Origin of the sequence: Pantoea sp. Ep11b (genome assembly GCF_040783975.1) — a bacterium.
Taxonomy (GTDB): domain Bacteria; phylum Pseudomonadota; class Gammaproteobacteria; order Enterobacterales; family Enterobacteriaceae; genus Pantoea.
On the sequence record NZ_CP160631.1, the window covers coordinates 152,967 to 177,820 of the forward strand.

At 58.9% G+C, this 24,854-nt stretch carries 22 protein-coding genes; 13 read left to right on the plus strand and 9 right to left on the minus strand.

Going from position 1 to position 24,854, the window contains the following annotated elements; genetic code table 11:
- The first annotated feature begins 197 nt into the window (after positions 1-197).
- Positions 198-797 (plus strand): 16S rRNA (guanine(966)-N(2))-methyltransferase, encoded by a 600-nt coding sequence (gene rsmD, locus AB1748_RS00830; protein ID WP_367395893.1) that lies wholly within the window; start codon positions 198-200, stop codon positions 795-797.
- Positions 787-1,059: a DUF1145 family protein gene (locus AB1748_RS00835; protein WP_009087803.1), complete on the plus strand. Its 273-nt coding sequence runs from the start codon at positions 787-789 to the stop codon at positions 1,057-1,059. The genes rsmD and AB1748_RS00835 overlap by 11 nt, the downstream gene beginning before the upstream one ends.
- A 25-nt stretch (positions 1,060-1,084) precedes the next feature.
- Here AB1748_RS00835 and AB1748_RS00840 read toward each other — a convergent pair whose 3' ends face one another.
- Entirely contained in the window at positions 1,085-1,441 is a 357-nt protein-coding gene (locus AB1748_RS00840; protein ID WP_111141899.1) for a DUF2500 domain-containing protein, read from the minus strand.
- 145 nt (positions 1,442-1,586) lie between these two features.
- Between AB1748_RS00840 and AB1748_RS00845 the strand changes: the two genes are divergently transcribed.
- Together AB1748_RS00845 and AB1748_RS00850 are read left to right on the plus strand one after the other, a co-directional pair.
- Positions 1,587-2,216: a lysoplasmalogenase gene (locus AB1748_RS00845; RefSeq protein ID WP_111141897.1), complete on the plus strand. Its 630-nt coding sequence runs from the start codon at positions 1,587-1,589 to the stop codon at positions 2,214-2,216.
- A gap of 85 nt (positions 2,217-2,301) precedes the next feature.
- The gene (locus tag AB1748_RS00850) at positions 2,302-4,587 is read left to right on the plus strand and encodes a zinc/cadmium/mercury/lead-transporting ATPase (RefSeq protein ID WP_367395894.1); all 2,286 of its coding nucleotides are present in this window, start codon (positions 2,302-2,304) and stop codon (positions 4,585-4,587) included.
- Positions 4,588-4,624: 37 nt separating this feature from the next.
- Here AB1748_RS00850 and tusA read toward each other — a convergent pair whose 3' ends face one another.
- Positions 4,625-4,876: a sulfurtransferase TusA gene (gene tusA, locus AB1748_RS00855; RefSeq protein ID WP_010253330.1), complete on the minus strand. Its 252-nt coding sequence runs from the start codon at positions 4,874-4,876 to the stop codon at positions 4,625-4,627.
- 204 nt (positions 4,877-5,080) lie between these two features.
- Here tusA and AB1748_RS00860 point away from each other — a divergent pair, with 204 nt between their 5' ends.
- Positions 5,081-5,746, plus strand: a complete 666-nt coding sequence (locus tag AB1748_RS00860; RefSeq protein ID WP_111141893.1) for a 7-cyano-7-deazaguanine/7-aminomethyl-7-deazaguanine transporter — start codon at positions 5,081-5,083, stop codon at positions 5,744-5,746.
- 179 nt (positions 5,747-5,925) lie between these two features.
- On the plus strand, positions 5,926-6,480 hold the full coding sequence (locus tag AB1748_RS00865; protein WP_111141891.1) for a DcrB family lipoprotein: 555 nt from the start codon (positions 5,926-5,928) through the stop codon (positions 6,478-6,480).
- 49 nt (positions 6,481-6,529) lie between these two features.
- On the opposite strand, the gene iolE is transcribed toward AB1748_RS00865, so the two are convergent.
- Genes iolE through iolD form a run of 3 tightly spaced genes read right to left on the minus strand, consistent with a single transcriptional unit; the run spans position 6,530 to position 10,461 of the window.
- Positions 6,530-7,426 (minus strand): myo-inosose-2 dehydratase, encoded by an 897-nt coding sequence (iolE, locus tag AB1748_RS00870; RefSeq protein WP_111141889.1) that lies wholly within the window; start codon positions 7,424-7,426, stop codon positions 6,530-6,532.
- Positions 7,427-7,458: 32 nt separating this feature from the next.
- Positions 7,459-8,469: a Gfo/Idh/MocA family protein gene (locus AB1748_RS00875; protein ID WP_111141887.1), complete on the minus strand. Its 1,011-nt coding sequence runs from the start codon at positions 8,467-8,469 to the stop codon at positions 7,459-7,461.
- Between the two features lie 51 nt (positions 8,470-8,520).
- Positions 8,521-10,461, minus strand: coding sequence for a 3D-(3,5/4)-trihydroxycyclohexane-1,2-dione acylhydrolase (decyclizing) (iolD, locus tag AB1748_RS00880; RefSeq protein WP_367395895.1), 1,941 nt, complete (start codon positions 10,459-10,461; stop codon positions 8,521-8,523).
- A 546-nt stretch (positions 10,462-11,007) separates the two neighbouring features.
- Here iolD and iolC point away from each other — a divergent pair.
- Both iolC and AB1748_RS00890 read left to right on the plus strand, forming a co-directional pair.
- The gene (iolC, locus tag AB1748_RS00885) at positions 11,008-12,921 is read left to right on the plus strand and encodes a 5-dehydro-2-deoxygluconokinase (RefSeq protein WP_293773265.1); all 1,914 of its coding nucleotides are present in this window, start codon (positions 11,008-11,010) and stop codon (positions 12,919-12,921) included.
- Between the two features lie 423 nt (positions 12,922-13,344).
- Positions 13,345-14,187, plus strand: a complete 843-nt coding sequence (locus AB1748_RS00890) for a MurR/RpiR family transcriptional regulator (RefSeq protein WP_293773263.1) — start codon at positions 13,345-13,347, stop codon at positions 14,185-14,187.
- Positions 14,188-14,260: 73 nt separating this feature from the next.
- Here the strand turns inward: AB1748_RS00890 and iolB are convergent, their stop codons facing one another.
- Complete coding sequence (gene iolB / locus AB1748_RS00895) at positions 14,261-15,079, minus strand: 5-deoxy-glucuronate isomerase (RefSeq protein ID WP_111139268.1); 819 nt, start codon at positions 15,077-15,079, stop codon at positions 14,261-14,263.
- A gap of 117 nt (positions 15,080-15,196) precedes the next feature.
- Complete coding sequence (locus AB1748_RS00900) at positions 15,197-16,702, minus strand: CoA-acylating methylmalonate-semialdehyde dehydrogenase (protein ID WP_111139269.1); 1,506 nt, start codon at positions 16,700-16,702, stop codon at positions 15,197-15,199.
- A 422-nt stretch (positions 16,703-17,124) separates the two neighbouring features.
- Between AB1748_RS00900 and AB1748_RS00905 the strand changes: the two genes are divergently transcribed.
- Positions 17,125-17,940: a TIM barrel protein gene (locus AB1748_RS00905; RefSeq protein ID WP_367395896.1), complete on the plus strand. Its 816-nt coding sequence runs from the start codon at positions 17,125-17,127 to the stop codon at positions 17,938-17,940.
- A gap of 65 nt (positions 17,941-18,005) precedes the next feature.
- Here the strand turns inward: AB1748_RS00905 and AB1748_RS00910 are convergent, their stop codons facing one another.
- Entirely contained in the window at positions 18,006-19,217 is a 1,212-nt protein-coding gene (locus AB1748_RS00910; RefSeq protein WP_367395897.1) for an MFS transporter, read from the minus strand.
- A gap of 276 nt (positions 19,218-19,493) precedes the next feature.
- Between AB1748_RS00910 and AB1748_RS00915 the strand changes: the two genes are divergently transcribed.
- On the plus strand, positions 19,494-20,549 hold the full coding sequence (locus tag AB1748_RS00915) for an AI-2E family transporter (protein ID WP_111139272.1): 1,056 nt from the start codon (positions 19,494-19,496) through the stop codon (positions 20,547-20,549).
- Here the strand turns inward: AB1748_RS00915 and AB1748_RS00920 are convergent.
- Positions 20,538-21,221, minus strand: coding sequence for a FadR/GntR family transcriptional regulator (locus AB1748_RS00920; RefSeq protein ID WP_367395898.1), 684 nt, complete (start codon positions 21,219-21,221; stop codon positions 20,538-20,540). The two genes, AB1748_RS00915 and AB1748_RS00920, sit on opposite strands and share 12 nt — an antisense overlap.
- 146 nt (positions 21,222-21,367) lie before the next feature.
- On the opposite strand from AB1748_RS00920, the gene uxuA reads away from it, so the two are divergent.
- The 3 genes from uxuA to AB1748_RS00935 all read left to right on the plus strand — a co-directional run bounded on the left by uxuA (position 21,368) and on the right by AB1748_RS00935 (position 24,666).
- Entirely contained in the window at positions 21,368-22,552 is a 1,185-nt protein-coding gene (uxuA, locus tag AB1748_RS00925) for a mannonate dehydratase (RefSeq protein WP_111139274.1), read from the plus strand.
- 271 nt (positions 22,553-22,823) lie between these two features.
- Complete coding sequence (locus tag AB1748_RS00930) at positions 22,824-24,428, plus strand: EAL domain-containing protein (RefSeq protein WP_111139275.1); 1,605 nt, start codon at positions 22,824-22,826, stop codon at positions 24,426-24,428.
- Positions 24,415-24,666, plus strand: a complete 252-nt coding sequence (locus AB1748_RS00935; RefSeq protein ID WP_367395899.1) for a hypothetical protein — start codon at positions 24,415-24,417, stop codon at positions 24,664-24,666. The genes AB1748_RS00930 and AB1748_RS00935 overlap by 14 nt, the downstream gene beginning before the upstream one ends.
- Positions 24,667-24,854 lie beyond the last annotated feature (188 nt).

Consider the following 24,854-nt stretch of genomic DNA (forward strand, 5'->3'; position numbering starts at 1 on the left):
CGCGCGTGGTTTCCAGGGGTAAATCAATGAAAGTTGGTCAGCGCCAGACCGGCGTAAACCGCAGAATAATGCATGACTTCAGCAACTCAGTAGTCTAACACTTTCCTGCCAGCTCACCACAGCACCCTTTTTTAACGTTTCTTCTCACCGATTGGCCCGTTAAACTACGCAACAAATTATGACGAGTTGTGAGCAATATGAATAAAAACCCCCGCAGTACAGGCGGTGCCGGGCAGATCCGTATCATCGGCGGTCAGTGGCGCGGACGCAAATTGCTGGTGCCGGACAGTGCCGGACTGCGCCCGACCACCGATCGGGTGCGCGAGACGCTGTTTAACTGGCTGGCCCCGGTACTGCCAGAGGCCCGCTGCCTCGACTGCTTTGCCGGTAGCGGCGCGCTCGGTCTGGAAGCCCTGTCGCGCTACGCAGGCTCCGCGACGCTGCTGGAGCTGGAGCGTCCGGTGGCGCAGCAGCTGACAAAAAACCTGCAGACGCTGCGCGCCACGAATGGCACCGTGATTCAGACGAATGCGTTAAGCTGGCTGGCGCAGCCCGGTGAACCTTTTGATGTGGTGTTTATCGATCCGCCGTTTCGTCAGGGATTGCTGGCGCAGACGCTGGCGTTGCTGGAGCAGAATCACTGGCTGGCCGAGCAGGCGCTGATTTATGTGGAAAGTGAAGTGGAAAATGGCGCGCCGCCGGTGCCGCCAGCGTGGGACCTCTATCGCGAAAAAATAGCCGGACAGGTCGCTTATCGTTTGTATCAACGTCAACAGGAGACGCAGGATGTTACTTAATTTGGGGCGTCTGTTGATGCTATGCGTGTGGGGATTTTTACTGGCCAACGTGGTACATCCCTACCCGAAACCGCTGACCTATTTTATCAACGTTGCCCTGTTTTTCATGATCATGATGCATGGTCTGCAGCTCGTTTTACTGCGCGCAACGCAGACCAAAGATGCGCCGCCGATTGACCGCGTTACACAGATTAAGGTGTTCCTGTTCGGCGTCTTCGAGCTGGTCGCCTGGCAGAAGAAACATTTCCCACGCAAAAAATAGGGCTGGCGGGCGTTATGCCCGCCCTCTACGGCAGGGGCGTGAAGCGGATAAAGCGCGTCCCCTGCATCGTCAGCTCGCCCCGGGCGCCTTTATCCAGCTGATGATACTCCCCTTCCTTTAGCTGCACCCTGATGTCGCTGGCACCGTTCAGGGGATGAAACAGCACTTCATAGCGCATCTCTTCTCCGGCGATAACTTCGCGCTGTCGTGAACGACGATTGGGCGCAGGAAATTCGCGCTTACTGCTGACCTCAACCTGCAGAGAACGCGCAGGCGCAGCGTCATTCATGGCCCCTTCGCGACGTTGCTTAATAAACTGACGGGTCGCCAGAACGGCAATGATCGCCAGGACGATAACAAAGATTAACGGCGGTTTACTCATCGCATTCTCACGCCTGTGAAGAAGAGGGATCAGGCGGCAAAGCATACAACCAGAGTTGCCTGATTGTCACATCGCAGAGGCGTAACCTAAACTGGAAGAGATATTTTGGGATCTTTCACCATTCTGAGTAAAAAAGGGAGAAACAATGCTCTGGTCTTTCCTCGCTGTCCTTTTCTCCGGCTGGCTCTATGTCGACGCCAGCTATCGCGGCCCGCAATGGCAGCGCTGGCTGTTTAAACCGGTCACTCTGCTGCTGCTGGTCGGGCTCGCCTGGCAGGCACCGGTATTGCAGAGCACGGACTATCTGATTCTGGCCGGGCTGGTCGCCACGCTGGCGGGTGATGCGTTAACGCTGCTGCCGCGTCAGCAGATGCTCTATGCCATCGGGGCCTTTTTCCTGTCGCACCTGCTCTATACCCTCTGCTTCGCCGCCAGCATGACCATGACCTTCTTCTGGCCGATTCCGCTGACGCTGCTGATCATCGGTGCTGCCCTGATCGGTATCCTCTGGAGCCGGCTGGAAGATCTGCGCTGGCCGGTCTGTACCTTTATCGGTATGACGCTGGTGATGACCTGGATCGCCACCGAGCAGTACTTCTTCCGTCCGACCGATTACAGCTTCTCCATCATGGTCGGTGCCGGACTGCTGCTGCTGGCGAATGCTGTGTGGTTCCTCTCGCACTACCGTCGTCGCTTCGCTGCCGACAGCGCAGTTGTCGCCGCCTGCTACTTTGCCGGTCACTTTATGATCGTGCGCTCGCTGTGGGTGGTCTGATAAAAGTGCCTTGACTCTGGAGTCGACTCCAGAGTGTAGGATAGCGGGATGGGCAGCGTCGCTCATCCCCTTATCCGGAGGTCATATGCAACACCATCACGCCTGTGGCTGTGGCAAACCCCGCGCCAGCCACACCGCCACAAAACCGCTATGCCAGGTTCCTCAGGCTCGTCCCCTTACCCTTTCGATCCATGCTGCCACGCCCGTCACGGCGGATACGGCAGGCTGTTGCTGCGACAGCGACAGCAGTCCCGGCAGTGATGGCGGGGCGGCAGAGGAAAGTGACCGGCGAGGCGGCGCTTATCCTTTCAGCTGGCAGATCCAGGGGATGGATTGCCCCGCCTGCGCCCGCACTGTTGAAACCGCCGTTCGTCAGGTGAGTGGCGTGACCGACGCCCGCGTTCTTTTCAGCAGCGAGAAGCTGATGGTCAGCGCCGACACTGACGTACAGAATGCGGTTGAACAGGCGGTGAAAAAAGCCGGATTCCGGCTCGCGGCCGCGTCCTCCCCCTCTGCCCCACAGGCCGCGCCAGGCTGGCAGCAAAACCGGATGCTGATTCTGCTGGCGCTGCTGGTGCTCGCCGGTACCCTGCTCAGCCAGCTTGCGCCGGTCTGGGGCGACCGGCTGTTTGTCGTGACCACGCTGGCGGGCCTGATCCCGGTGGCGCGCGCAGCCTGGCAGCGCCTGCGCAGCGGATCGCCATTTACCATTGAGACACTGATGACCGTGGCGTCGGCAGGCGCGCTGATGATTGGCGCACACGCAGAGGCGGCGATGGTGCTGGTCCTGTTTCAGCTGGGCGAACAGCTGGAAAGGTATGCCGCCTCACGGACGCGCAGCGGCGTCACCAGTCTGATGGCGTTGCGGCCCGAATCCGCGATCCGCCTGCAACAGGGCAAACGTGTTGAGGTATCGCTCACGGCGCTGCAACCTGGTGATGTGATCGAAGTCGCGGCGGGCAGCCGTTTGCCGGTCGATGGCCGGTTACTCAGCCCGATCGCCAGTTTCGATGAGAGCGCCCTGACCGGCGAATCCCTGCCCGTGGCGCGGAGCAGTGGCGAGACGCTGCCTGCCGGTGTCACCAGTATTGACCGGCTGGTGCAGCTGGAGGTGGTGTCGAAGCCCGGTGAGAGTGCCATCGACCGTATCCTGCAGTTGATTGAAGAAGCGGAAACGCATCGTGCCCCGGTTGAACGTTTCATCGATCGGTTCAGTCGCATCTATACGCCGCTGGTGATGCTGCTGTCACTGCTGGTGATGGTGGTGGTGCCGCTCTCTGGCGCAGGCGACTGGCAGCCGTGGATCTACAAAGGGCTGACCCTGCTGCTGATTGGCTGCCCCTGTGCGCTGGTGATCTCTGTCCCCGCTGCCATCACCTCCGGGCTGGCGGCGGCGGCGCGTCAGGGCGCCCTGATCAAAGGCGGGGCGGCGATGGAGCGGCTGAGTTCGCTGCGCTGCATCGCGTTTGATAAAACCGGTACGCTGACGCTGGGCAAGCCCGGACTGACGCAGATCCTGCGGTTTGGCGCGCGCGACGAGACCGCGATCCTGGCACTGAGCGCCGCCGTAGAACAGGGGGCGACGCATCCGCTGGCTAGCGCCATCGTGGCGGCCGCGCAGGCGCGCCATCTGACGCTGCCTGAGGCGCACGATCAGCAGGTGCTGGCGGGACGTGGCATCAGCGCCAGGGTCGCAGACCAACAGGTTCAGCTGCTGACGCCCGCGCATGCCCCCGGACTGACGCCGGAGCAAACGGCGCAGATTGCGCAGCGGGAAGCGGAAGGGGAAACCCTCGTGGTACTGCTGTGTGAGGGCGAGGTGCTGGGTGCCCTGGCACTGCGCGATCGGCTGCGCGACGACGCGGCCGCTGCGGTGCAGGCGCTGAAAAAACTGGGTATTGAAAGCCTGATGCTGACCGGCGATAACCCGCGTGCCGCTGCCACGATCGCCCGCCAGTTGCAGATTGATTATCGCGCCAGCCTGCTGCCCGCCGACAAAGTCGCGGCGGTGCGTGAACGGAGCCGGCAGCAGCCGCTGGCGATGGTCGGGGATGGCATCAACGATGCGCCCGCCATGAAGGCGGCGACCCTGGGGATCGCGATGGGCAGCGGCACCGATGTGGCGCTGGAAGCGGCCGACGCGGCGCTGACGCGAAATCAGCTCGGTCATCTCGCGCCGATGATTGCGCTGGCCCGCCGGACCCGCCGCATCATCCGCCAGAATATCGGCATCGCGCTGGGCTTAAAGGCGATTTTCCTGGTCACCACTCTGCTGGGTCTGACCGGACTCTGGCTGGCGGTGCTGGCCGATTCGGGGGCGACCGCGCTGGTCACCGCCAACGCGCTGCGGCTACTGCGGCGGCACGCCTGAGGATGGAGCAGGCTGACGGCGGTCCGTCCGGCCGTCGTTAACCTGCCATGCCTTTGCGGATCAGGAACTGATAGGGCAGCGTGTCGGTCTGCTGCGCCAGCAGGCCATGCTCCATAAAGCGGCAGAAGCCGGGAATATCGCGGGTGGTCGCCGGATCATCGGCGATGATCAGCAACGTCTCGCCATCCTGCAGGCTGCGTACGGTTTTGCGCACCATCATGACCGGCTCCGGGCAACGCAGGCCACGGGCATCCAGCTGATGGTCGGCAGAGGAAAAAGCATCGCTCATAATCGACTCGGTTCAGGTAAGGGGCGCTCATTCTAGCGCGTGCGGGCGGTGACGCAAGGCGATAACGATTGCGCTAAAATTAACCATTGCATAAAAAGCACAACGCGATAAGATGCCGCCGCTTTTTACTCATAAAACTGCCCGCCACCGCTCGAACGGTGTCGCGCAATGGGTTCCCTCACCCCAACATTAAAAAGGTCGATTATGCTCGCATTTTCTTCACGTCAGCGCATGCATGCGCTTTTCTGGTTGTCGCTGTTTCACCTGCTGGTGATCACCTCCAGTAACTATCTGGTCCAGCTGCCGGTTGCTATCTTTGGTTTCCACACCACCTGGGGCGCATTCAGCTTTCCGTTTATCTTTCTGGCGACCGATCTCACCGTGCGTATCTTTGGCGCACCGCTGGCCCGACGCATTATTCTGGCGGTCATGATCCCGGCGCTGTTTATCTCCTATGGCATCTCTTCCCTCTTCTATCAGGGAGAATGGCAGGGCTGGCAGGCGCTGGAACAGATGAACCTGTTTGTGGCTCGTATCGCCTGCGCCAGCTTTATGGCCTACGCGCTGGGTCAGATCCTTGACGTTCACGTCTTTAACCGTCTGCGCCGGCTGCCGCAGTGGTGGGCCGCACCGGGCTGCGCCATGTTCCTGGGGAACATCAGCGACACCCTGGCCTTCTTCTTTATCGCTTTTTACAAGAGCCCCGATGCGTTTATGGCGCAGCACTGGGTCGAGATCGCCCTGGTGGATTACAGCTTCAAGGTGCTGATCTGCATGATCTTCTTCCTGCCTGCCTATGGTGTGCTGCTCAACGCGGCGCTGAAACGCCTGGCGGAACGTCAGGCCACCCGCCAGGTCAACTTCGGCTAAACCTGGCCCGGCAGGCGTCAGAGGCAGACGGACAAACAGACGTCTGCCCGGCCAGAGGCTCATCCGCTCTGCCATTCCGGCAATTATCCGCTAAGATCTTCTGACAATCATCAGGTTGCGTTTGCAGCCTGATTCCTGTTGTATGAGTGCCTGACCGGAAACTGAAAAAAGGGATTCTGATGCGCAAGCTGGTGAAATATGTAGGAATGAGTTTACTGGTGCTGGGCTTAGCGGCCTGTGACCAGAAGAAAGAGGAGGCGGCGAATGACAACGGCGTCAGCGCCAGTCAGTCAGCCCAGACTGTCACACTTATGGATGGCAAGCTGAGCTTCTCACTGCCACCAGGCATGTCAGATAAAAGCGGTAAGCTGGGTTCGCAGACCACTAACATGCACGTTTATGCCGATGAAACCGGTGCCCGCGCCATTATCGTGATTGCCGGCGAGCCGACCAGTGACGCGCTGGATGTGCTGTCACAGCGCATGGAGCAGCAGCAGCGTAATCGTGATCCGCAGTTGCAGGTGGTGTCGAACAAAGCCGTGACGCTGAAAAATCAGCCCGCGCAGCAGCTGGATACCGTGATTTCCGCCAATAATCAGACCTCATGGTCGTCCGTGATTCTGGCGAAAGTCGATGGCAAGCTTGTGACGCTGCAGATTACGCTGCCAGGCGATAATCAGCAGCAGGCGCAGAGCGACGCTGACAGTATTGTGAAAAGTATTACCCTGAAGTAAATCGCAGGCTGACTTCTCTGCCCGGCAGAGAAGTCAGCTTAAAAGCCTTTTACAGACCGGCATTCTCGCGAATATATCTGCGGGCTTTAACCGCATATTCGAAGGGATTCGCCAGCGCCGGATCCTGCTCCGCTTCCACCACCATCCAGCCTTTATAACCATAATCATCCAGAATTCTGAACACCGGCTTAAAGTCGATCACGCCATCGCCCGGTACGGTAAAGGTGCCCTTTTTGACCCCTTCCAGAAACGAGAGATGGTTCTCGCGGACGTCGGCGACGACCTCATCGCGCACATCCTTGAGGTGAACGTGGAAGATACGCGGCAGGTGCGTTTCCAGTACCGCCAGCATCTTCTGCTGTGAGCCCTCGGAGTAGTAAATATGGCCGGTGTCGTAGAGCAAACCGACCTGCTCGTCAGTCATCGCCATAAAGCGATCGATCTCTTCCGGGGTCTGAATACCGGTGCCCATGTGATGATGCAGCGTGACGCGCATCCCCTTCTCTGCCGCAATCCGCGCCAGCTCATTGTAGCCTTCTGCGGTTAAGCGCCACTCTTCATCCGTGAAAACGGGTTTCTGCTCAAACACCGCCAGTTCGGTGCCCTGAATACTTTTGCTCTGCTCTGAGCAGCCAATCACCCGTGCGCCCATCGCATGCAGGAAGTTCATGTGTTCGATGAACGCGCTGAGCGTTTTCTCTCTGTCACCACGGGCAAAAAAGGTGCTGAACCAGGCGTTACAGATCTCAATGCCGCGAATGTCGAGCATCGGTTTCAGAATCGCCGGATCGCGGGGATATTTACTGCCGACCTCGCTGCCGGTAAATCCAGCCAGCGCCATCTCACTGACCGTCTGCTGAAAAGTATTTTCACTGCCAAGCGCCGGCATATCGTCATTGGTCCAGCCGATCGGCGCGATCGCCAGTTTTACATTCTCTTTGTTCATCGTCATGTTCCCGGGCCGCATTCAGGGCGAAATCAGTTGTAAAAAGCAGGGCGTGGCGGCATCTCTACCGGCTCAATGGCACCGCTGTTTTGCGCTTTAATGCAGGCATCGGCGGCCACAGAGGCGGCAAAACCATCCCAGGCAGAAGGACCGGTCAGCTGTCCTGCCTGAATGTCGTTGATAAATGCCTGCAGCTCCACGTCATAGGCTTCGATAAAGCGATCTTTCCAGTCCACCAGAATCGTGTTCGACAGACGGGCATCTTTACGCAGCTGTACCGAAGAGGGTTCCGGCAGACGGGCAATGCCCTCTTCGCCAACCACTTCGCACTGAATGTCATAGCCATACGCGCAGTTAACGAAGATTTCGACGTCGATGCGCACCCCTTTCTGAGTTTCAAACAGCACGATCTGCGGATCTTTCAGCTGACTGTGAGACTTCGACGTCACGCGCGGGAAGACCACCTGCACCGTTTTGTAGTCGTCGCTGGTCAGCCAGCGCAGCACGTCCAGCTCATGGATCAGGGTGTTGGTAATCGCCATCGGCGTGGTGTAGTTCTCCGGCACGGTCGGGTTGCGGTGTGCGCAGTGCAGCATCAGCGGCTCACCAATGTCGCCGTCGGTGATCACCTTTTTCAGCGCACGGTAGCCCGCATCGTAGGGACGCATAAAGCCGACCTGCACCAGACGTTTTCCTGCCTGAATCTCCGCATCGACGACCCGGCGGCAGCCCTCGGCGCTCATCGCCAGCGGCTTCTCGCAGAACACCGGTTTACCGGCGGCAATCGCCGCCAGGGTGAACTCTTCATGGGTCGGATCCCATGAGGTCACCAGCACCGCATCGACGTTGGGCGACTGAATCACATCATGGCCATTCTGGAACACCTCCGCCTCGATGTTCAGGCGCTGGAGGGCGGCACGCGCACCGTCGACATTAATGTCAGAGACGGCCACAACCTGGGCACCCTGCAGCACATGGCTGCAGCGGCGAATATGTTCCTGACCAATTGCACCTGTACCGATAACACCAAGTTTCAAAGTCATAATTACACCTGTGTAGGGTTCGTACGGAGAAGAGGAAAACGGCTCTTAAAATTAATATTTTCGTGCCTGATCCAGATGGCTGTTGAGCTTATCCGCCACCGCCTGCGCGCGTTCAGTGTTTGAAGCCTGCGCCACGCCGACATGCCACCAGCTGAAATATTTGTGGATCATGGTTTTTGGCAGCACTTTGATGTCGATAAGGGTCGAAACCGTCTGAGTACGTGCATCTTCCAGCGCGGCGCTGAGTTCCTCCAGCGTGGTCACACGGTAGGTCTTACAGCCGTAACCGGCGGCGATCGCGGCAAAATCGACCGGGATAAAGCCGCCATCCAGCCTGCCACTCTCCGGATTACGGAAGCGGAACTCGGTGGTAAAACTGTCCATGCCGTGTTCCATCTGCAGATTGTTGATGCAGCCGTTGGTCATGTTATCCAGCAGCACCACGTTGATCTTCGCCCCCTCCTGAACCGACGTGACCAGCTCAGAGTGCAGCATCATAAAGGAGCCATCACCGACCAGCGCATAGACCTCGCGCTGCGGCTGGGCCAGCTTCGCGCCCAGCGCCGCATTGACCTCGTAACCCATGCAGGAGTAGCCATATTCGACGTGATAGGCGTTGTAATCCCGGGTGCGCCAGACACGCTGCAGGTCGCCCGGCAGGCTGCCCGCGGCTGCCACGATGACCGCCTCTTTCGGCAACTGCTCATTGAGGGTGCCGAGCACGCTGCTCTGCGTCAGCAGGGATTGTGTCAGGCGGCGGAACTCCGCAAATACCGCCTCGCGATCCAGATGGTCAGCGATCTCCGGCACAAAGTCGCCATCGTGATATTCGGCCTGATAGACGCGCTGCGTCTCTTCCAGCAGCTGACGCTGCGCCTGCGCAATCTGACTGCCCCAGTCATTGCTGTAGTGCTGTGAGGCCAGTCCCGCCGTCAGCGCCGTCAGTCCCTCACGGGCGTCGGCCAGCAGCTGGACACCGTCCAGCTTGTAGCTGTCGAAGTTGCTGACGTTAACGTTCAGGAAACTCACTTCGGGATGCTGGAAAATCCATTTCGAGGCGGTGGTGAAGTCGGTATAGCGGGTGCCAATCCCGATCACCAGGTCAGCCTCTTTCGCCAGCAGGTTAGCGGCCAGCGATCCGGTCTCGCCCACGCCGCCCAGGTTCAGCGGATGATCGGAAACCAGCGTGCCTTTGCCCGCCTGCGTCTCTGCGAAAGGGATCTGATAGCGTTCGGCGAACTGCCGCAGCGCCTCGCCCGCTTCGGCGTACTTCACCCCGCCGCCGCAGATAATCATCGGCTTGCGCTTACGGGTGATCAGCGTCAGGGCATCCGCCAGCTGTGCTGCCACCGGCAGGCGGCGATCCAGACGGTGAACCCGTTTCTGGAAGAAATAGTCGGGATAGTCCCAGGCTTCGCCCTGTACATCCTGCGGCAGCGATAGCGTTACCGCACCGGTTTCGGCCGGATCGGTCAGGACACGCATGGCATTGATGCAGGCGGACATCAGCTGTTCCGGGCGGCTGACGCGATCCCAGTATTTGCTGACGGCACGAAAAGCGTCGTTGGTACTGATGCTGAGATCGTAGCTCTGCTCAATCTGCTGCAGTACCGGATCGGGCTGACGGGTGGCGAAGACATCGCCGGGCAGCAGCAGCAGTGGAATACGGTTAGCGGTCGCGGTTGCCGCTGCGGTGATCATATTGGCCGCGCCAGGCCCCACAGATGAACTGCAGGCGATAATCTGACGACGCAGTGACTGGCGGGCAAAACCGGTGGCGGCGTGGGCCATGCCCTGCTCGTTACGCCCCTGCCAGACCACCAGATCGCCGCTGTCCTGCTCCAGCGCCTGGCCCAGCCCCAGCACGTTGCCGTGGCCGAAGATAGCGAAGATGCCTTTAACAAACTTCGTTTCAACACCATCCACATCGATAAATTGATTATCAAGAAATTTAACCAGCGCCTGTGCCGTGGTCAGTCTGATTGTGCCCATATTCATCCTTACATGCTGGTGGACCCCGACCTCCGCGACACCCCGCCATACGTGGTTATCGACGGAACAGGCGACCGGAATAACTGAAACGTGAGGCGATTATAAACAAATATATTTTTCATAAAACATGATTACAGAAGAAACATTTCATTTTGCGAGTGAGATCAAATTTAGCGGTTGCAGCGGGTCTGGCGGGAGAAAGCGGCAGGAAAATCCGGAACGTTTTACCGTGCAGCAAGCGGGATGAAAAAATTCATTTCAGTGGGGGCAGCGTGCCCTGGCGACGAAGAGATCTCTGCGATCGGCCTCACAACCCTGACATGGCGCGCATCGGGATAGCGGATTGCGCGCCGGTGGGTCAGGATCAGGAGTTTTACCTGGTTCACATATTTGCGACGGATATTTCATTACAAGTTGTTTATGAAATTTTTATTCCTCATACTGCCGCTACAGCCAGTGAGACATTCACAGACCCGGGAGCCGGGCAGACATGACGTTGCTCGTTTCGCTCGCCAGCTCTGCTAATCACAGAAGGAAACCACAGGTATGCGTACAGAACAGAAGCCGCTTGATGTGATTTGTATCGGGCGAATCGCCGTTGATTTTTATGGCCAGCAGATCGGGGCGAGACTGGAAGATGTCACCTCCTTCGCGAAATATCTGGGAGGTTCGTCAGGCAATGTCGCCTATGGCACCGCCATTCAGGGACTGAAATCGGCGATGCTGGCGCGCGTGGGCGATGAGCACAACGGTCGCTTTCTGCGTGAAGCGTTGCAGCGTGTGGGCTGTAACACTGACGCGCTGATCACCGATCCGCGGCGTCTGACCGCCCTGGTGATCCTCGGTATTAAAGATGAAGAGACCTTCCCGCTGATTTTCTACCGCGATAACTGTGCCGACATGGGCCTGGTGCCGGAAGATATCGACGAGGCCTTTATTACCTCTTCCCGCGCGGTGGCGGTGACCGGAACTCACCTGTCGCACCCACAGACGCGGGCAGCCGTGCTGAAAGCGCTGGATATCGCCCGCCGTCACGGCCTGCGCACCGCGCTGGATATCGATTATCGTCCGGTTCTGTGGGGGCTGACCTCGCCGGGCGATGGCGAAACCCGCTTCATTGAGTCCTCTCAGGTCACTCAGCAGCTTCAGGAAGTGGTGCACTATTTCGATCTGATCGTCGGCACCGAAGAGGAGTTTCACATTGCCGGTGGCAGCACCGATACTCTGACCGCGCTGAAGAGCGTGCGTCAGGCGAGTCAGGCTACGCTGGTCTGCAAACGCGGCCCGCTGGGCTGCGTGGTATTTGAGGGTGAAATACCGGATAGCTGGGACCAGACGCAGCTGCACACGGGCGTGCGGGTTGACGTGCTAAACGTGCTGGGTGCGGGCGATGCCTTTATGTCTGGCCTGCTGCGCGGCTGGCTGAACGATGAGGGCTGGGAACAGGCGTGCCGCTACGCCAACGCCTGCGGCGCACTGGTGGTTTCACGCCACGGCTGCGCCCCCGCTATGCCTACCAGGGCGGAGCTGGATGATTTTCTGAGCCGCGATGATGCGGTAAAACGTCCCGATCTCGACAGTCGTCTGAACCATCTGCACCGCGTCACCACCCGCAGGCAGTCCTGGCCAGAGCTGAATGTCTTCGCCTTTGACCACCGCAAGCAGCTGGCGGAGATGGCCCAGGAGGCGGGTGTCGATGAAAGCCGCATCCCGCCGCTGAAGCTGCTGCTACTGAAAGCGGCACAGCAGGCGGCCGAAGAGGCGGGATTAGAGAATAAAAGCGGCATTCTGGCCGATACCACCTACGGACAGAAAACGCTGAATGCCATTACCGGTAAGAACTGGTGGATTGGTCGCCCGATCGAGCTACCGGGCTCACGTCCGCTGCGTCTGGAGCATGGCAATATCGGCTCTCAGCTGATCGACTGGCCCGCCGAGCATGTCGTGAAATGTCTGGTCTTCTATCATCCTCATGACAGTGCTGAACTGCGAAAAGAGCAGGATGAGCTGCTGCTTGACGTCTGGAAGGGCTGCAACAAGAGCGGTCACGAACTGCTGCTGGAGGTGATTCTGCCTGAGAGCCATCCGGACAAGAACGAGGTTTATTACGTCGATATGCTGAGCCACTTCTACAGCCTGGGCATTAAGCCTGACTGGTGGAAACTGCCGCCGCTTTCGGCCGAATGCTGGCAGACGATTGGTCGCCTGATTGAGCAGCAGGATCCTGACTGTCGCGGCATTCTGCTGCTTGGCCTGGATGCGCCCGAAGAGAAGCTCAAAGCTGGTTTTGCGGCGGCGGCTGACGCACCCTGGGTAAAAGGTTTCGCGGTAGGCCGCACCATCTTTGGTCAGCCTTCCCGCCAGTGGCTGCAGGGTGAGCTGGATGATGAGGCGCTGATTGAGACGGTTAAGGGCAACTATCTGCGGCTGATTGAGCACTGGCGCACTGCCCGTGCCTGATTCACTGCGGCTCTGCCAGACGCCATCCCGGACGGGATGGTGTTAACCTTTCTGACGACGTCTGCATGGGCTGCTGTGAGGCCGTGCAGCCACAGTGAACAGGGTCAGAGCGGAGAAACGTCATCGCCGCCATCCCTGCTCGTTAAGCTAAGCCGCTGCAGCCAGCTCCGATTGTTCAGCACTCCGCCCTCCTCCCACCCGGATGTTATTCTGACCCGTGACGCTCCTCTCCCCCGCAGACATTCCACGCCGCTCTTTACACGGTTATTGCCTGTCAGGCGGCGCGCTGACGCTAATCTGTGAACCATTTCATAAAGACATGAAATAAATTGTACTGCTGACGCAAAAAAATGAAATTTTCCATCCATCTGGTACTATAGCGCTCATTATGCAGCCATTATTTCCAGGACACGGGCAGACGTGATGAACAATAATCCCACCCAACTTTCTCTGTTGCAGGACGATATTCGTCGCCGCTACGAAACGCTGAGTAAGCGGCTTAAACAGGTTGCGCGCTATATCCTTGATAACAGTAACAGTATCGCCTTTGATACCGTTGCCTCAATTGCCCAGCAGGCCGATGTGCCGCCTTCAACGCTGATCCGTTTTGCCAATGCGTTTGGCTTCAGCGGCTTCAACGAAATGAAACAGGTTTTTCGTCAGCACCTGATGGAGGAGACGGTCAACTATACCGAGCGCGCGCGTCTGTTCCGTCAGACCGCCACGGACGACAGCGCCAGTGCGCCTGAGAGCCCGGCGGAGATCCTGAATGTCTTTACCATGGTGAACAGTCAGGCCCTGCAGCAGCTGGCGATGCAGGTTAATCCTGAGCAGCTCAACAAAGCGGTGAAGCTGCTGAACGAGGCGGAAAATATCTATGTCATCGGCCTGCGCCGCTCTTTCAGCGTGGCCTCCTATCTGGTCTATGCGCTGCGCCATCTGGAGCGTCGTGCGTTCCTGATCGATGGTCTGGGGGGGATGTTTACCGAGCAGCTCAGCCTGGTGAACCCGAAGGATGTGGTGATTGCGATCAGCTACTCACCCTATGCGCGCGAAGCGGTTGAAGTGGTGGAGATGGGGGCCAAGCGCGGCGCACATCAAATCGCCATTACCGACAGCCAGGTCAGCCCGCTGGCCGCCTTCAGCGATGTCTGCTTTGTCGTGCGTGAGGCCCAGGTTGATGGCTTCCGTTCTCAGGTCGCCTCTCTCTGTCTGGCGCAGACGCTGGCGGTTTCCCTGGCGCTCAACAACGCGGAAACCTCCTGAATCTGACCGGCTCGCCTTGCAGAAAGGGCAGCCCACGGGCTGCCCTTTTTCACTGCCTGAAACCGTTCCGGCGTTACTCGGTGCGCGGATAGCGGTCGCTGTTGACCCAGGCGTGATCTTTCTCCCAGCTGAATTTCCACAGCCGCACCGGCCCTGCCATGACATTCAGATAGTAGTTGTTGTAACCCGCCAGCGTTGCCACCGGATGATAGCCGCGTGGCACCATCACCACATCGCGATTGTAGGGGGCCATACAGAGATCCAGCGAACGGTCGTCGGTGTAAACGCGCTGCATGGCAAAACCCGGCTCCGGATCGAAACGGTGATAGTAGGTCTCTTCCAGATAGGTTTCGTTTTCACTCTCCTCCTGGTCGTGCTTGTGGCTGGGATAAGAGCTGGTGTCGCCCTCGTTGGTATAGACCTCAACCACCAGCAGACTGTCTGCCGGTTCACTGTCAGGCAGAATATTGTGGACCAGGCGCTGATTGCGCCCTTTTCCGCGATGTTCGACGCCGACATCCGCAGGTGAAATCAGTCGCGCCGGCAGATTCCCCTGACCGGGTGCGTTACAGACGGCCAGTTCGAGATCGCTGTCCGCGTAAACGACCACCTCATCATCATGCGGTACGTAGACGGAATAGGGCGGCACGCGCTCAAAGGGCGACATGCGCTGACCAATGCCGGGGAACTCAGCATGGCGGGTTTTTACCGAGGCCAGCCCGGCAACCAGCACCAGGCACAGCTCTTTATCACCGCTGCTCAGGTGCAGGGTTTCCCCTTTTTTAAGCAGATAGGCATCAAAGCCAACATAACGCCAGCCTGCCCGCTCAGGCGTAACATGCTGAATACGGCCCTGCGCGTCAGGGGCCTGGGCTTTCGACAGTAAAGACATCCTGATCCTCCTCTCTGTCACGATTGACGCTGCAGTACCTCGCTGCGCGGTGCCAGCGAATAACGCGACCGGCAGAGTAGCCTGCCGGTCGCGCATCCTGATCAGCGTTGAAATAGATTAGCCGAGTGTCGGCATACTGAATTCAGACACGGTCTGCTGCCCGGATGGCCAGCGCACGGTGGCCGTCTTCATTCGGGTGTAGAAGCGAACGCCATCCGGCCCGTGAACATTGAGTGCGCCAAAGACGGATCGTTTCCAGCCGCCGAAACTGTGAAACGCCATCGGCACCGGAACCGGCACGTTAACGCCCACCATGCCCGCTTCCACGTTCTGCACAAATTCACGCGCGGTATGCCCGTTGCTGGTGAAAATCGCACTGCCGTTGCCAAACTCATGGCTGTTAACCAGCTGCAGCGCCTGGGTATAGTCGGGCGCACGCATGATGCTCAGCACCGGTCCGAAGATCTCTTCACGCCAGATCACCATGTCCGGCGTGACGTTATCGAACAGCGTGCCGCCGACGTAGTAACCTCCGGCGTGGCCTTCCACCTGGACGTGACGGCCATCGACCACCAGCTTCGCCCCTTCCTGCTCGCCTTTGTCGATGTAACCCAGCACTTTCTTCTGGTGCGCCGCCGAGACCACCGGTCCCATCTCATTCTCATCCGCGCCCTGATTCATGCCAGGGCCGATGCGCAGCGCCTTCACCAGCGGTGTCAGACGGGCAATCAGTTTGTCGGCCGTATCATTGCCTACCGCGACCACGACCGGCAGCGCCATGCAGCGTTCACCGGCGGAACCAAATGCCCCGCCCATAATGGCGTTCACGGTGGCATCCAGATCGGCATCCGGCATCACAATCGCGTGGTTTTTCGCCGCGCCAAACGCCTGGACGCGTTTGCCATGGGCGCTGGCCGTTTTATAAATATGTTCTGCCACGCCCGAAGAGCCGACAAAGCTGACTGCGGCAATGCGGGGATCTTTATAGAGCTGTTCGGCATCTTCATTTGAGCTGTGGACTACGTTGAAGACCCCATCAGGCAGGCCCGCTTCGGTCAGCAGTTCCGCCATGCGCACCGAGGCCGAAGGGTCCAGCGCAGGGGGCTTCAGTACAAAGGTGTTACCGCAGGCCAGCGCGATCGGGAACATCCAGAGCGGCACCATTGCCGGGAAGTTAAACGGCGTAATGCCTGCCACGACCCCGACCGGTTGCATCAGCGAGAAGCTGTCCACCCCGCCGCCGACATTCGGCGAGTACTCCCCTTTAAGCAGATGCGGGATCCCGCAGGCAAACTCGATGACTTCAATGCCGCGTGTCAGTTCGCCCAGCGCATCTGACCAGACTTTGCCATGTTCAGAGACAATCAGTGCCGCCAGCTCATCGCGATGCTGTTCCATCAGGGCTTTAAAGTTAAACAGCACGCGGGCGCGACGCAGCGGCGAGGTTTTCGACCAGTCGGCAAACGCATTGTGCGCCACGCCAATCGCATGGGCCACCTCATCAGCGGTGCTTTGCGTCAGTTCACGGATGACGTTGCCCGTGGCGGGATCGTAAACAGGAATGGTTTCGTTGCTGGCGCTGAGGGTAGTTTTACCGCCAATGAAGTTACCTATGATCGTCATGATGTTGCCTCTTTAAATGGTGAAGTTCCCTGCAGACGGCCCCTGCAACCTGCCACGCTGCCTGACCAGGCAAACCTGAAAGCGTGGTATGAAGCTATTACAGTGGAATAAATTTTTCAAATAGTTCTTTTTGGAAAATTTGCTTTTAGCGGCACAGATCGCATTTTCCCGGTTGCTCTTGCCCTGAAGGCGTGCTGCTGGTCGCAGGAGGTTATCTCAGGCCAGCACACGCCTGGCCGTGTCACATCCGGGGCGTACAGGGGAGAGAACAGTGCGAACTCTAGCGGGTTTTGAGGCATCTGACTGAAACGCAGCAGGGAATTAATGCGAGGCTGATCTAACAATTTAAATTTCACAATCCCCTATTAATGAAATAAATGTTTTCTTTAGTCGCCATACCCTCCCCTTCCTGGAGTTATCGCATGGCTATCGATCCCACCCGTTTCTGCATCAATCGCAAAATTGCGCCCCGGCTTTCGCTGGAGGCATTTTTTCAGCTGGTTCAGCGGCTGGGACTGAGCAAAGTTGAGCTGCGCAATGACATGCCGGGCGGCAGCGTCACCGACGATCTCAGCACCAGCCAGCTGCGGGCGCTGGCCGACAGATATCAGATCGATATCGTGACCATCAATGCGCTCTATCCGTTTAACCGTATTGATGACGAGCTGCTCGACCGCGCGGAGGCGCTGCTTCGGACAGCACAGCAGATCGGCGCGAAGGCGCTGGTCATGTGCCCGCTGAATGAGGGCATCGCCCTGTCCTCTCAGCAGACCCAGGCGGCGATGCAGCAACTGGCCCCGCGCTTTGCACATTACGGCATTCAGGGGCTGGTTGAGCCGCTGGGTTTCCCCGTCAGTTCGCTTCGTTCAGCCGTACAGACGCAACAGTTAATCGCTGCGGCGGGCGTGCCCTTTAAGCTGCTGCTGGACACCTTCCATCATCATCTTTATGAGGAGGCTGAGCAGGAGTTTCCGGCGGGCATTGATGCGGAACAGATCGGGCTGGTGCACCTGTCCGGCGTGGAAGATCGCCGTCCGACCGCCGAACTCACCGATGAGGAGCGCATCATGCTGAGTGACAGTGATGTGCTGAAGAGCGTGGTGCAGGTCAGACGCCTTGAGATGCTGGGCTATAAAGGGCTTTACGCCTTTGAGCCTTTCTCCAGCCAGCTTAACAACTGGACTCCGGCAGAGATTGAGCGCCAGATCCGCCATAGCATTGAACTGCTGCAAGCCTGAGTGCGGCATTGCACAGGTTGCGGGCGGGCACCGGACACGACGCGGCGCCGTCGTCGTGCCCGATGCTAGTCTGAAGCGGCGTCTGCCGCCTGACGCCGCTGCAGGCGCAGCGTGCAGAAAAACGCCACACAGACCAGTAAAGCCGTCAGCAGATAGACGCGGGAAACCCCGGCGTAGGTCATGATGAATCCGGCCAGCGGGCCGGTAATGCCCAGCGAGAGATCCATAAAGGCGGTGTAGGTTGCCAGCGCACTGCCCTGATTCTGCGGCGGCATCACTTTTACCGCCACCACGCCCAGCGCCGGGAACACCAGCGAGAATCCGGCCCCGGTCAGAAAGGCGCCCGCTTTGGCCATCCAGGGCTCGCCCGCCGCGGCAACCAGAAACAGCCCGGCCGCTTCAACCGCCAGGCAGAGGCTGGCGACCCGCAGGCCACCGTGACGGTTAATGGCGTTCGGGAACAGCAGACGCGCGCCGACGAAGGCGCCGCTGAACAGAGAGAGGGCAAAGGCGGCCCCTTCCCAGCCCTTCTCCTGATAGAACAGAGTAATAAAGGTGGCGATGACGCCAAATCCGGCCGATCCCATCGCAAGGATGGCACCAAAACCCGCAACTTTTCCCAGCACCGCCCTAAACGGCAGCGGCCTGGCCCGGCTCGCTTTTACCGCCGGGCGCGGCACCGCGCAGGCGATACCCACAATGCAGATAGCCACAATCACCAGCGACAGCCACAGCAGTCCGCCCGCCCGGAATATCATCACGCCGAGCGGCGCGCCTATCGCCATCGCGCCGTAGGTGACGATGCCGTTCCAGGAGATGACCCGGCCGATGTGCAGCGAACCGACCCGCGCCACCCCCCACAGTGAGGTGCCCGTGCCGGTAAAACTCTGACCCACGCCAAGGATCAGCCTGCCCAGACAGAGCAGCGTCAGGCTTAGCAGCGGTGAGGCGATCAGCGCCGCCAGCAGAATACAGAAACCGCTGATCAGGCAGCCTGCCAGGCCTATCACCACCACTTTTTTTGGGCCCCAGAGATCGGCATAGCGTCCGGCATGCGGGCGGCTCAATAGGGTCGCCACATACTGCAGGCTGATCACCAGCCCGGCCCAGAACGCGCTGAACCCCAGCTGCTCATGGACCCATCCCGGCAGCACCGCCAGCGGCAGACCGATGGTGAGATAGCTGGCGAAGTTGTAGGCCACGATAGAGAGGATCAGCAGAGAGATGCTCAGGTTTCCGGCTGGCGTATTCGGTTCCGCTGCAGGCTGTTCAGGCATGAGTCCTCACGCGTGTATTTGGCTGAATGATAAGGTTTATCCTTTCACTATACCTGCTTTCGCCACCGGCGCATCCGAATGGCCGGCGATCCGGCGGCTGCGTCTGCCCCGACAGGCCGCCGTACACCGGCCGGAAAGTGATGGCGAGAGCGGAATGGGGTGGCGCTGATTATCCCGCCTTTCCGCCGCTGCGATTTACCGTTTCTCTGATAAATCAGATTGTTAATTTTCTTTCAGCTAAACTGGTAACAGCCAATTTACGTCACGGGAGAGGGCATGAGCGAGCTGCAACGGGAAAAGATCGGACAAAACATTCTGATTAAACTGGCGATGCTGGTCATCATCCTCGCCGGTATCCGGGCTGCGTCCGATATTCTGGTCCCGCTTCTGCTGGCGGCGTTCTTTGCCATCGTCCTCAATCCGCTGGTCACGATGCTGATGCGCCGTGGCTTCCGTCGCGGACTGGCGATCGGGCTGGTAATCACAGTGATCTTCTGTGTGATCGTCCTGCTGGGGGCGGTCATTGCCAGCTCGATGAGCGAATTTTCCGAGCTCTATCCGCAGCTGCGCGCCACTATGGAGCAGAAAATGACGGTGCTGCAGCATCTGGCGGCAGGCTTTCATCTCAATATCTCCACCAATGCGCTGGTTCAGCATTTCGACCCGAATACCATGATGAATCTGGCCCGGGCGGCGCTGAGCGGTTTTTCCGGGGCGATGACCAACACCGTGCTGCTGGTGCTGACCGTGGTCTTTATGCTGTTTGAGGTCCATCACCTGCCTTACAAGATGCGCAACGCGCTGGTGAATCCGAAAATCCGCATCGCCGGGCTGCATAAAGCACTGAAAGGCGTTACACACTATCTGGCGCTGAAAACTCTGGTAAGTCTGATTACCGGGCTTTCGGTCTGGCTGACGCTCTATCTGCTGGATGTGAAGTTCGCGCTGCTGTGGGCGGTCGTGGCCTTTATCCTCAACTTCATTCCCAACATTGGCCCGATTATCGCCGGCATTCCCCCTTTCCTGCAGGCGCTGCTGCTGAACAGCTTGTTTGATGCGGCGATGGTGGCGGCGCTGTTTACCGCGATCCATATGGTGTTCGGTAACATGCTGGAACCGCGTTTGATGGGGCGCGGTCTTGGCCTGTCGACGCTGGTGGTGTTCCTGTCACTGGTGTTCTGGGGCTGGCTGCTGGGCCCGGTCGGCATGCTGCTCTCGGTGCCGCTCACCAGCATTACTAAAATCCTGATGGAAACCACGCCGGGCGGCAGCCGTCTGGCGATCATGCTGGGCACCGGCAGACCGAAGCGGGCGCGGGGATTAACCAAGTAGCCGCTGCTGAACGTGCTGCAGATGGCGCGCCATCGCCTGGCGGGCCGCCACGTCATCGCCCGCCACAATGGCCTGCGCAATCTGCTGATGGTCAGCATTCATCTCCTGCGCAACGCTGTTATCAGCGAAATAGCGTTCCAGCCGCTGCACATGCGGGCTGTGGCGTCGGTTCCATAATTGCTCCAGCATGTCGCGCAGGAGATCGTTACCGCTCATCTCGCTGATCAGCAGATGAAAGCGTTTATCCTGTGCCAGAAAAGCCGCATCGTTTTCATTGTGCTGCTGCAGTTCTGCGGTCAGTGCCAGCAGTTCTGCCCGCTGCGCGTCAGTACCGTGCCGTGCCGCCAGGCCTGCCAGCATCCCCTCAAAGGCTTCGCGCGCCTGCAGAAGATCCTGCAGACTGCAGGCTTCACTCTCCTGCGGCATCGCGCTCTGCGGCAGCGGCTGTGCAACAAAGACGCCGGTGCCGGTGCGGATATCGACCCAGCCGGTCATCTCCAGCGCAATCAACGCCTCACGCACTGACGAGCGGCTGACGCCCAGCTGCTTCGCCAGCTCACGTTCCGGCGGCAGCAGTCCTCCCGCGACGAACTCCCCACGCGCGATACCGTCCATAATGGCGTTGGCAATCTGGCGATAGAGACGCTCAGTTTTGATTACAGCCAGGGTCATTACCTTCTCCTTTTACTCCGCTTAACAGCGGTCGCGGCCGATGCAGTTTGTCACGCTGCGATCCGGATCACGGCCCTGTTTTTCCCGCTATCATACTCTTGGTCCAGCGGCCTGACCACTGGGCCACATCACAGTAAGGAGTGAAGATGGAACATACATGGCGATGGTACGGCCCGAACGACCCGGTTTCACTGGATGATGCGCGTCAGGCGGGCGCGACCGGTATCGTGACGGCGCTGCACCATATCCCCAATGGCGAAGTCTGGCCGGTTGAGGAGATTAAAGCGCGTCAGGCCCTGCTGGCGGAAAAAGGGCTGGTCTGGTCGGTCGTGGAGAGCATCCCGGTTCATGAGGCAATCAAAACGCAGCGAGGTGACTACCTGCGCTATATCGCCAATTATCAGCAGTCGATACGCAATCTGGCCGCCTGCGGCATTGATACCGTCTGCTACAACTTCATGCCGGTGCTGGACTGGACGCGCACCGATCTCGCCTGGACGCTGCCGGATGGCGCAAAAGCCCTGCGCTTTGACGCCGACGCCTTCGCCGCCTTTGAGCTTTACCTGCTAAAGCGGCCCGGCGCAGAGCAGGATTACAGCGCAGCCGAGCAGCAGGCCGCCGCTCAGTGCTTCGCCGCCATGAGTGAAGAGGAGAAAAACACCCTGGTCCGCAACATTATCGCCGGTCTGCCGGGTGCCGAAGAGGGGTACACCCTGGAGCAGTTTCAGGTTCAGCTGGCGCAGTATGACGGCATTGATAAAGCAAAACTGCGTGAGCATATGGCGACCTTCCTGCGCGCCATCGTGCCGGTTGCGGAAGAGACGGGTATCCGGCTGGCGGTTCACCCGGACGATCCACCGCGCCCTATCCTGGGTCTGCCGCGCATTATCTCTACCCAGGAAGATATGCAGTGGCTGAAGGAGACGGTGGACAGCCTGCATAACGGCTTCTGTTTCTGCACCGGCTCCTATGGGGTCCGTGCCGACAACGCGCTGGTTGAGATGGCGGAAACCTATGCTGACCGCATTAACTTCGTCCACCTGCGCGCCACGAAACGCGAGGAAAATCCGGCCAGTTTTCATGAGGCGGCGCATCTGGCGGGCGACGTCGATATGGTCGGCGTGATTAAAGTGATTCTGGCGGAAGAGCAGCGCCGTCGCCGGAGCGGCCAGTTGAGAGCGATTCCGATGCGTCCCGATCATGGTCACCAGATGCTGGATGACCTGCACAAACGCACGAACCCTGGCTACTCCGCCATCGGCCGTCTGAAAGGGCTGGCTGAGCTGCGTGGCGTCGAAGTGGCGCTGACGCAGATCTATTTTGCCGACTGAGCAGCAGAACCCTGGCCCGCGAGCGGGTCAGGGTTCTGCTGCCGGCTGCGGCCGCCAGGCGCGCCGTCTCTCCTCCCGTTATCAGCGGATCTGCGCTGAAAGCCAACGAAGCCAAAACAACCTGTCAATAAATGCAAAGTCTGGTCGATAATTGACCTGAGTCAGTTCTGTCGATCGCAAAAACGCTAATCTGCACCGCCCGGAGAAATGCTATGCTGCACCACGTATTAGCCCCTCCGCTCAATACGAAAAAATCTCAGAGGATTTAGCGGTGCCGCTACTGAAACGAAAACGTGACTACGCCAGGCTGGTGATTATTATTGCCGGCCTGCTTCCTCTGGTTATTGGCCTTTTCTTTACCGCGCTTGATGCGCGCCACACCGTCCACCAGCAGCAGGTGAGCGCGGCAACTACGCTGCTCTCGCAGGCCGAACGAATGAGCGACAGCGCCTGGAATATGATCACCACGCTGCGCCAGTTTCAGCATCAGCCCTGCAGCCAGATTGAAAGCCAGTTACAGCGCATCGGCTCACTGAATCCCTATTTCCGCGCCGTCGGCAAGATCGAGCGGGGTGAGATCGCCTGCTCATCAGCCTACGGTTCAGAGCCTACCCCGCTGAAAGAGATGATCATGCGTGACAGGCCGATCACCGGCAAAGCCTGGTGGAGCCTGTCAATTGCCGGAACCTCCGGCGTGCCGGATCGGCCGGCCGTGATTTTCATGCGCGAGCTGCCCGACGGTGAAGGATTCTGGGCCGTGATCGACGGGCAGTATCTGATCGATTTTATGCGCGCGATCGGCAGCACACACCATTATCGTTTCAGCATGACCTTCAGCGACGGCGCACCGATCGCGTCTGGCGCACACATCACGGCATCCCGCTGGTTTGAGCCGCTGATTTATCAGACCCGCTCCGGCCGCTATCCGCTCTCCGTCACGCTCATCGCCTCTCCCTCTGAGCTGATCGCCGCGTGGCGTCAGGTGATGTTTATCATCATGCCGATGGCGGCCATTTTCTCTATTCTGCTGATGATACTGATGTCGAACTGGCTGCAACGGCGGATTTCGTGGCGCGATGAGATCCGGCGGGCCATCGCCAGCGACCAGTTCAGGGCGCACTATCAGCCGGTTTATGACAATCAGCGGCAACGCTGCAGCGGCGCGGAAGTGCTGCTGCGCTGGATCACACCCGATGGTCAGGGCATCCGGCCCGATATTTTTATCGGTGCGGCCGAAGCGGAGGGGATGATTGTGCCGCTGACCCGCCATCTGCTCGATCTGGTCGCCGACGATGTGCAGACGTGGCAGGTTGCGCCCCACTTTCATCTGGCGATTAACGTGGCGGCAGACCATCTTCAGCATCCCGACTTTGTGGACGACATGCTGCAGTTTGCCGAGCGGGTAAAGAGTAAACAGTTCCTGATTACCCTGGAGCTGACCGAACGCAGCCTGATCAAAGATGGCGCGGAGGTCGCCCGCAAGCTGGACCGGTTACGGCGCTGCGGAATGAAGGTCGCCATTGATGACTTTGGCACCGGCCACTGTTCGCTGAGCTACCTGCAGACCTTCACGATGGATTATCTCAAGATCGATCGCGGCTTTATCAACGCGATTGAATCCCTTGAGGGCCGCACCCCGGTGCTGGACGCGATTATCCAGCTCAGTCATCAGCTGGAACTGGAGGTGCTGGGTGAAGGCGTTGAGAGTGCGTTGCAGTTTCGCTATCTGCAACAGCGCGGCGTCGTCTTTATTCAGGGCTACTACTATGCCCGTCCGATGGATAACGAGGCGCTGGTCGCCTGGCTGGCCGCCCAGGGTGAAGAGCCGGTTAAGCTGGAACCCCATCTGCAGAAGCCGGAGAGTGCCAGCGCCTGATCCCGCCTTAAGCCGCAGTGAAACGCCAACGCTGCGGCTCCCCTTCATCCGCTTTCAGCGCAGTTCCGGCCCCGAAACCGCTGTTTCTGCTAATCTGAATCGGTGCCGGCAGCCGATTTCCGGCATTGCTCATCATTTGTCGCTCATTTTTCCTGTTTATCCGCTGAAAAAACCGGCAGTCGTCACGCAGCGTGATAATTTTCTGGCGTCGCTAAACAGCGTAAATCCCCAGCCCTGACGGTCAGTTATGGCTCAAACATGACAGATATCACACAAAAACGGTATACTCTGTCGCTGTTCGGAATAATTACAACAGTAATTATTGTATCGGCGAACGCCTGAATAGCGCTTATTTACGGCTATGCTTAAATTTCTCAACGCAGCGGTCTGACTGCTTCATCCCGGCTCGCGCCGTTGAGAACTTTC

What these genes read in the sequence shown, in the direction of transcription:
- AB1748_RS00890 (WP_293773263.1), top strand. Translation starts at nt 13,345, where the DNA reads ATGAACAATAATCCCACCCAACTTTCTCTGTTGCAGGACGATATTCGT.
- iolD (WP_367395895.1), bottom strand. Translation starts at nt 10,461, where the DNA reads ATGGGCACAATCAGACTGACCACGGCACAGGCGCTGGTTAAATTTCTT.
- AB1748_RS00910 (WP_367395897.1), bottom strand. Translation starts at nt 19,217, where the DNA reads ATGCCTGAACAGCCTGCAGCGGAACCGAATACGCCAGCCGGAAACCTG.
- AB1748_RS00835 (WP_009087803.1), top strand. Translation starts at nt 787, where the DNA reads ATGTTACTTAATTTGGGGCGTCTGTTGATGCTATGCGTGTGGGGATTT.
- AB1748_RS00845 (WP_111141897.1), top strand. Translation starts at nt 1,587, where the DNA reads ATGCTCTGGTCTTTCCTCGCTGTCCTTTTCTCCGGCTGGCTCTATGTC.
- AB1748_RS00850 (WP_367395894.1), top strand. Translation starts at nt 2,302, where the DNA reads ATGCAACACCATCACGCCTGTGGCTGTGGCAAACCCCGCGCCAGCCAC.
- uxuA (WP_111139274.1), top strand. Translation starts at nt 21,368, where the DNA reads ATGGAACATACATGGCGATGGTACGGCCCGAACGACCCGGTTTCACTG.
- tusA (WP_010253330.1), bottom strand. Translation starts at nt 4,876, where the DNA reads ATGAGCGATGCTTTTTCCTCTGCCGACCATCAGCTGGATGCCCGTGGC.
- AB1748_RS00920 (WP_367395898.1), bottom strand. Translation starts at nt 21,221, where the DNA reads ATGACCCTGGCTGTAATCAAAACTGAGCGTCTCTATCGCCAGATTGCC.
- AB1748_RS00900 (WP_111139269.1), bottom strand. Translation starts at nt 16,702, where the DNA reads ATGACGATCATAGGTAACTTCATTGGCGGTAAAACTACCCTCAGCGCC.
- AB1748_RS00915 (WP_111139272.1), top strand. Translation starts at nt 19,494, where the DNA reads ATGAGCGAGCTGCAACGGGAAAAGATCGGACAAAACATTCTGATTAAA.
- AB1748_RS00860 (WP_111141893.1), top strand. Translation starts at nt 5,081, where the DNA reads ATGCTCGCATTTTCTTCACGTCAGCGCATGCATGCGCTTTTCTGGTTG.
- AB1748_RS00875 (WP_111141887.1), bottom strand. Translation starts at nt 8,469, where the DNA reads ATGACTTTGAAACTTGGTGTTATCGGTACAGGTGCAATTGGTCAGGAA.
- iolB (WP_111139268.1), bottom strand. Translation starts at nt 15,079, where the DNA reads ATGTCTTTACTGTCGAAAGCCCAGGCCCCTGACGCGCAGGGCCGTATT.
- rsmD (WP_367395893.1), top strand. Translation starts at nt 198, where the DNA reads ATGAATAAAAACCCCCGCAGTACAGGCGGTGCCGGGCAGATCCGTATC.
- iolC (WP_293773265.1), top strand. Translation starts at nt 11,008, where the DNA reads ATGCGTACAGAACAGAAGCCGCTTGATGTGATTTGTATCGGGCGAATC.
- iolE (WP_111141889.1), bottom strand. Translation starts at nt 7,426, where the DNA reads ATGAACAAAGAGAATGTAAAACTGGCGATCGCGCCGATCGGCTGGACC.
- AB1748_RS00865 (WP_111141891.1), top strand. Translation starts at nt 5,926, where the DNA reads ATGCGCAAGCTGGTGAAATATGTAGGAATGAGTTTACTGGTGCTGGGC.
- AB1748_RS00905 (WP_367395896.1), top strand. Translation starts at nt 17,125, where the DNA reads ATGGCTATCGATCCCACCCGTTTCTGCATCAATCGCAAAATTGCGCCC.
- AB1748_RS00840 (WP_111141899.1), bottom strand. Translation starts at nt 1,441, where the DNA reads ATGAGTAAACCGCCGTTAATCTTTGTTATCGTCCTGGCGATCATTGCC.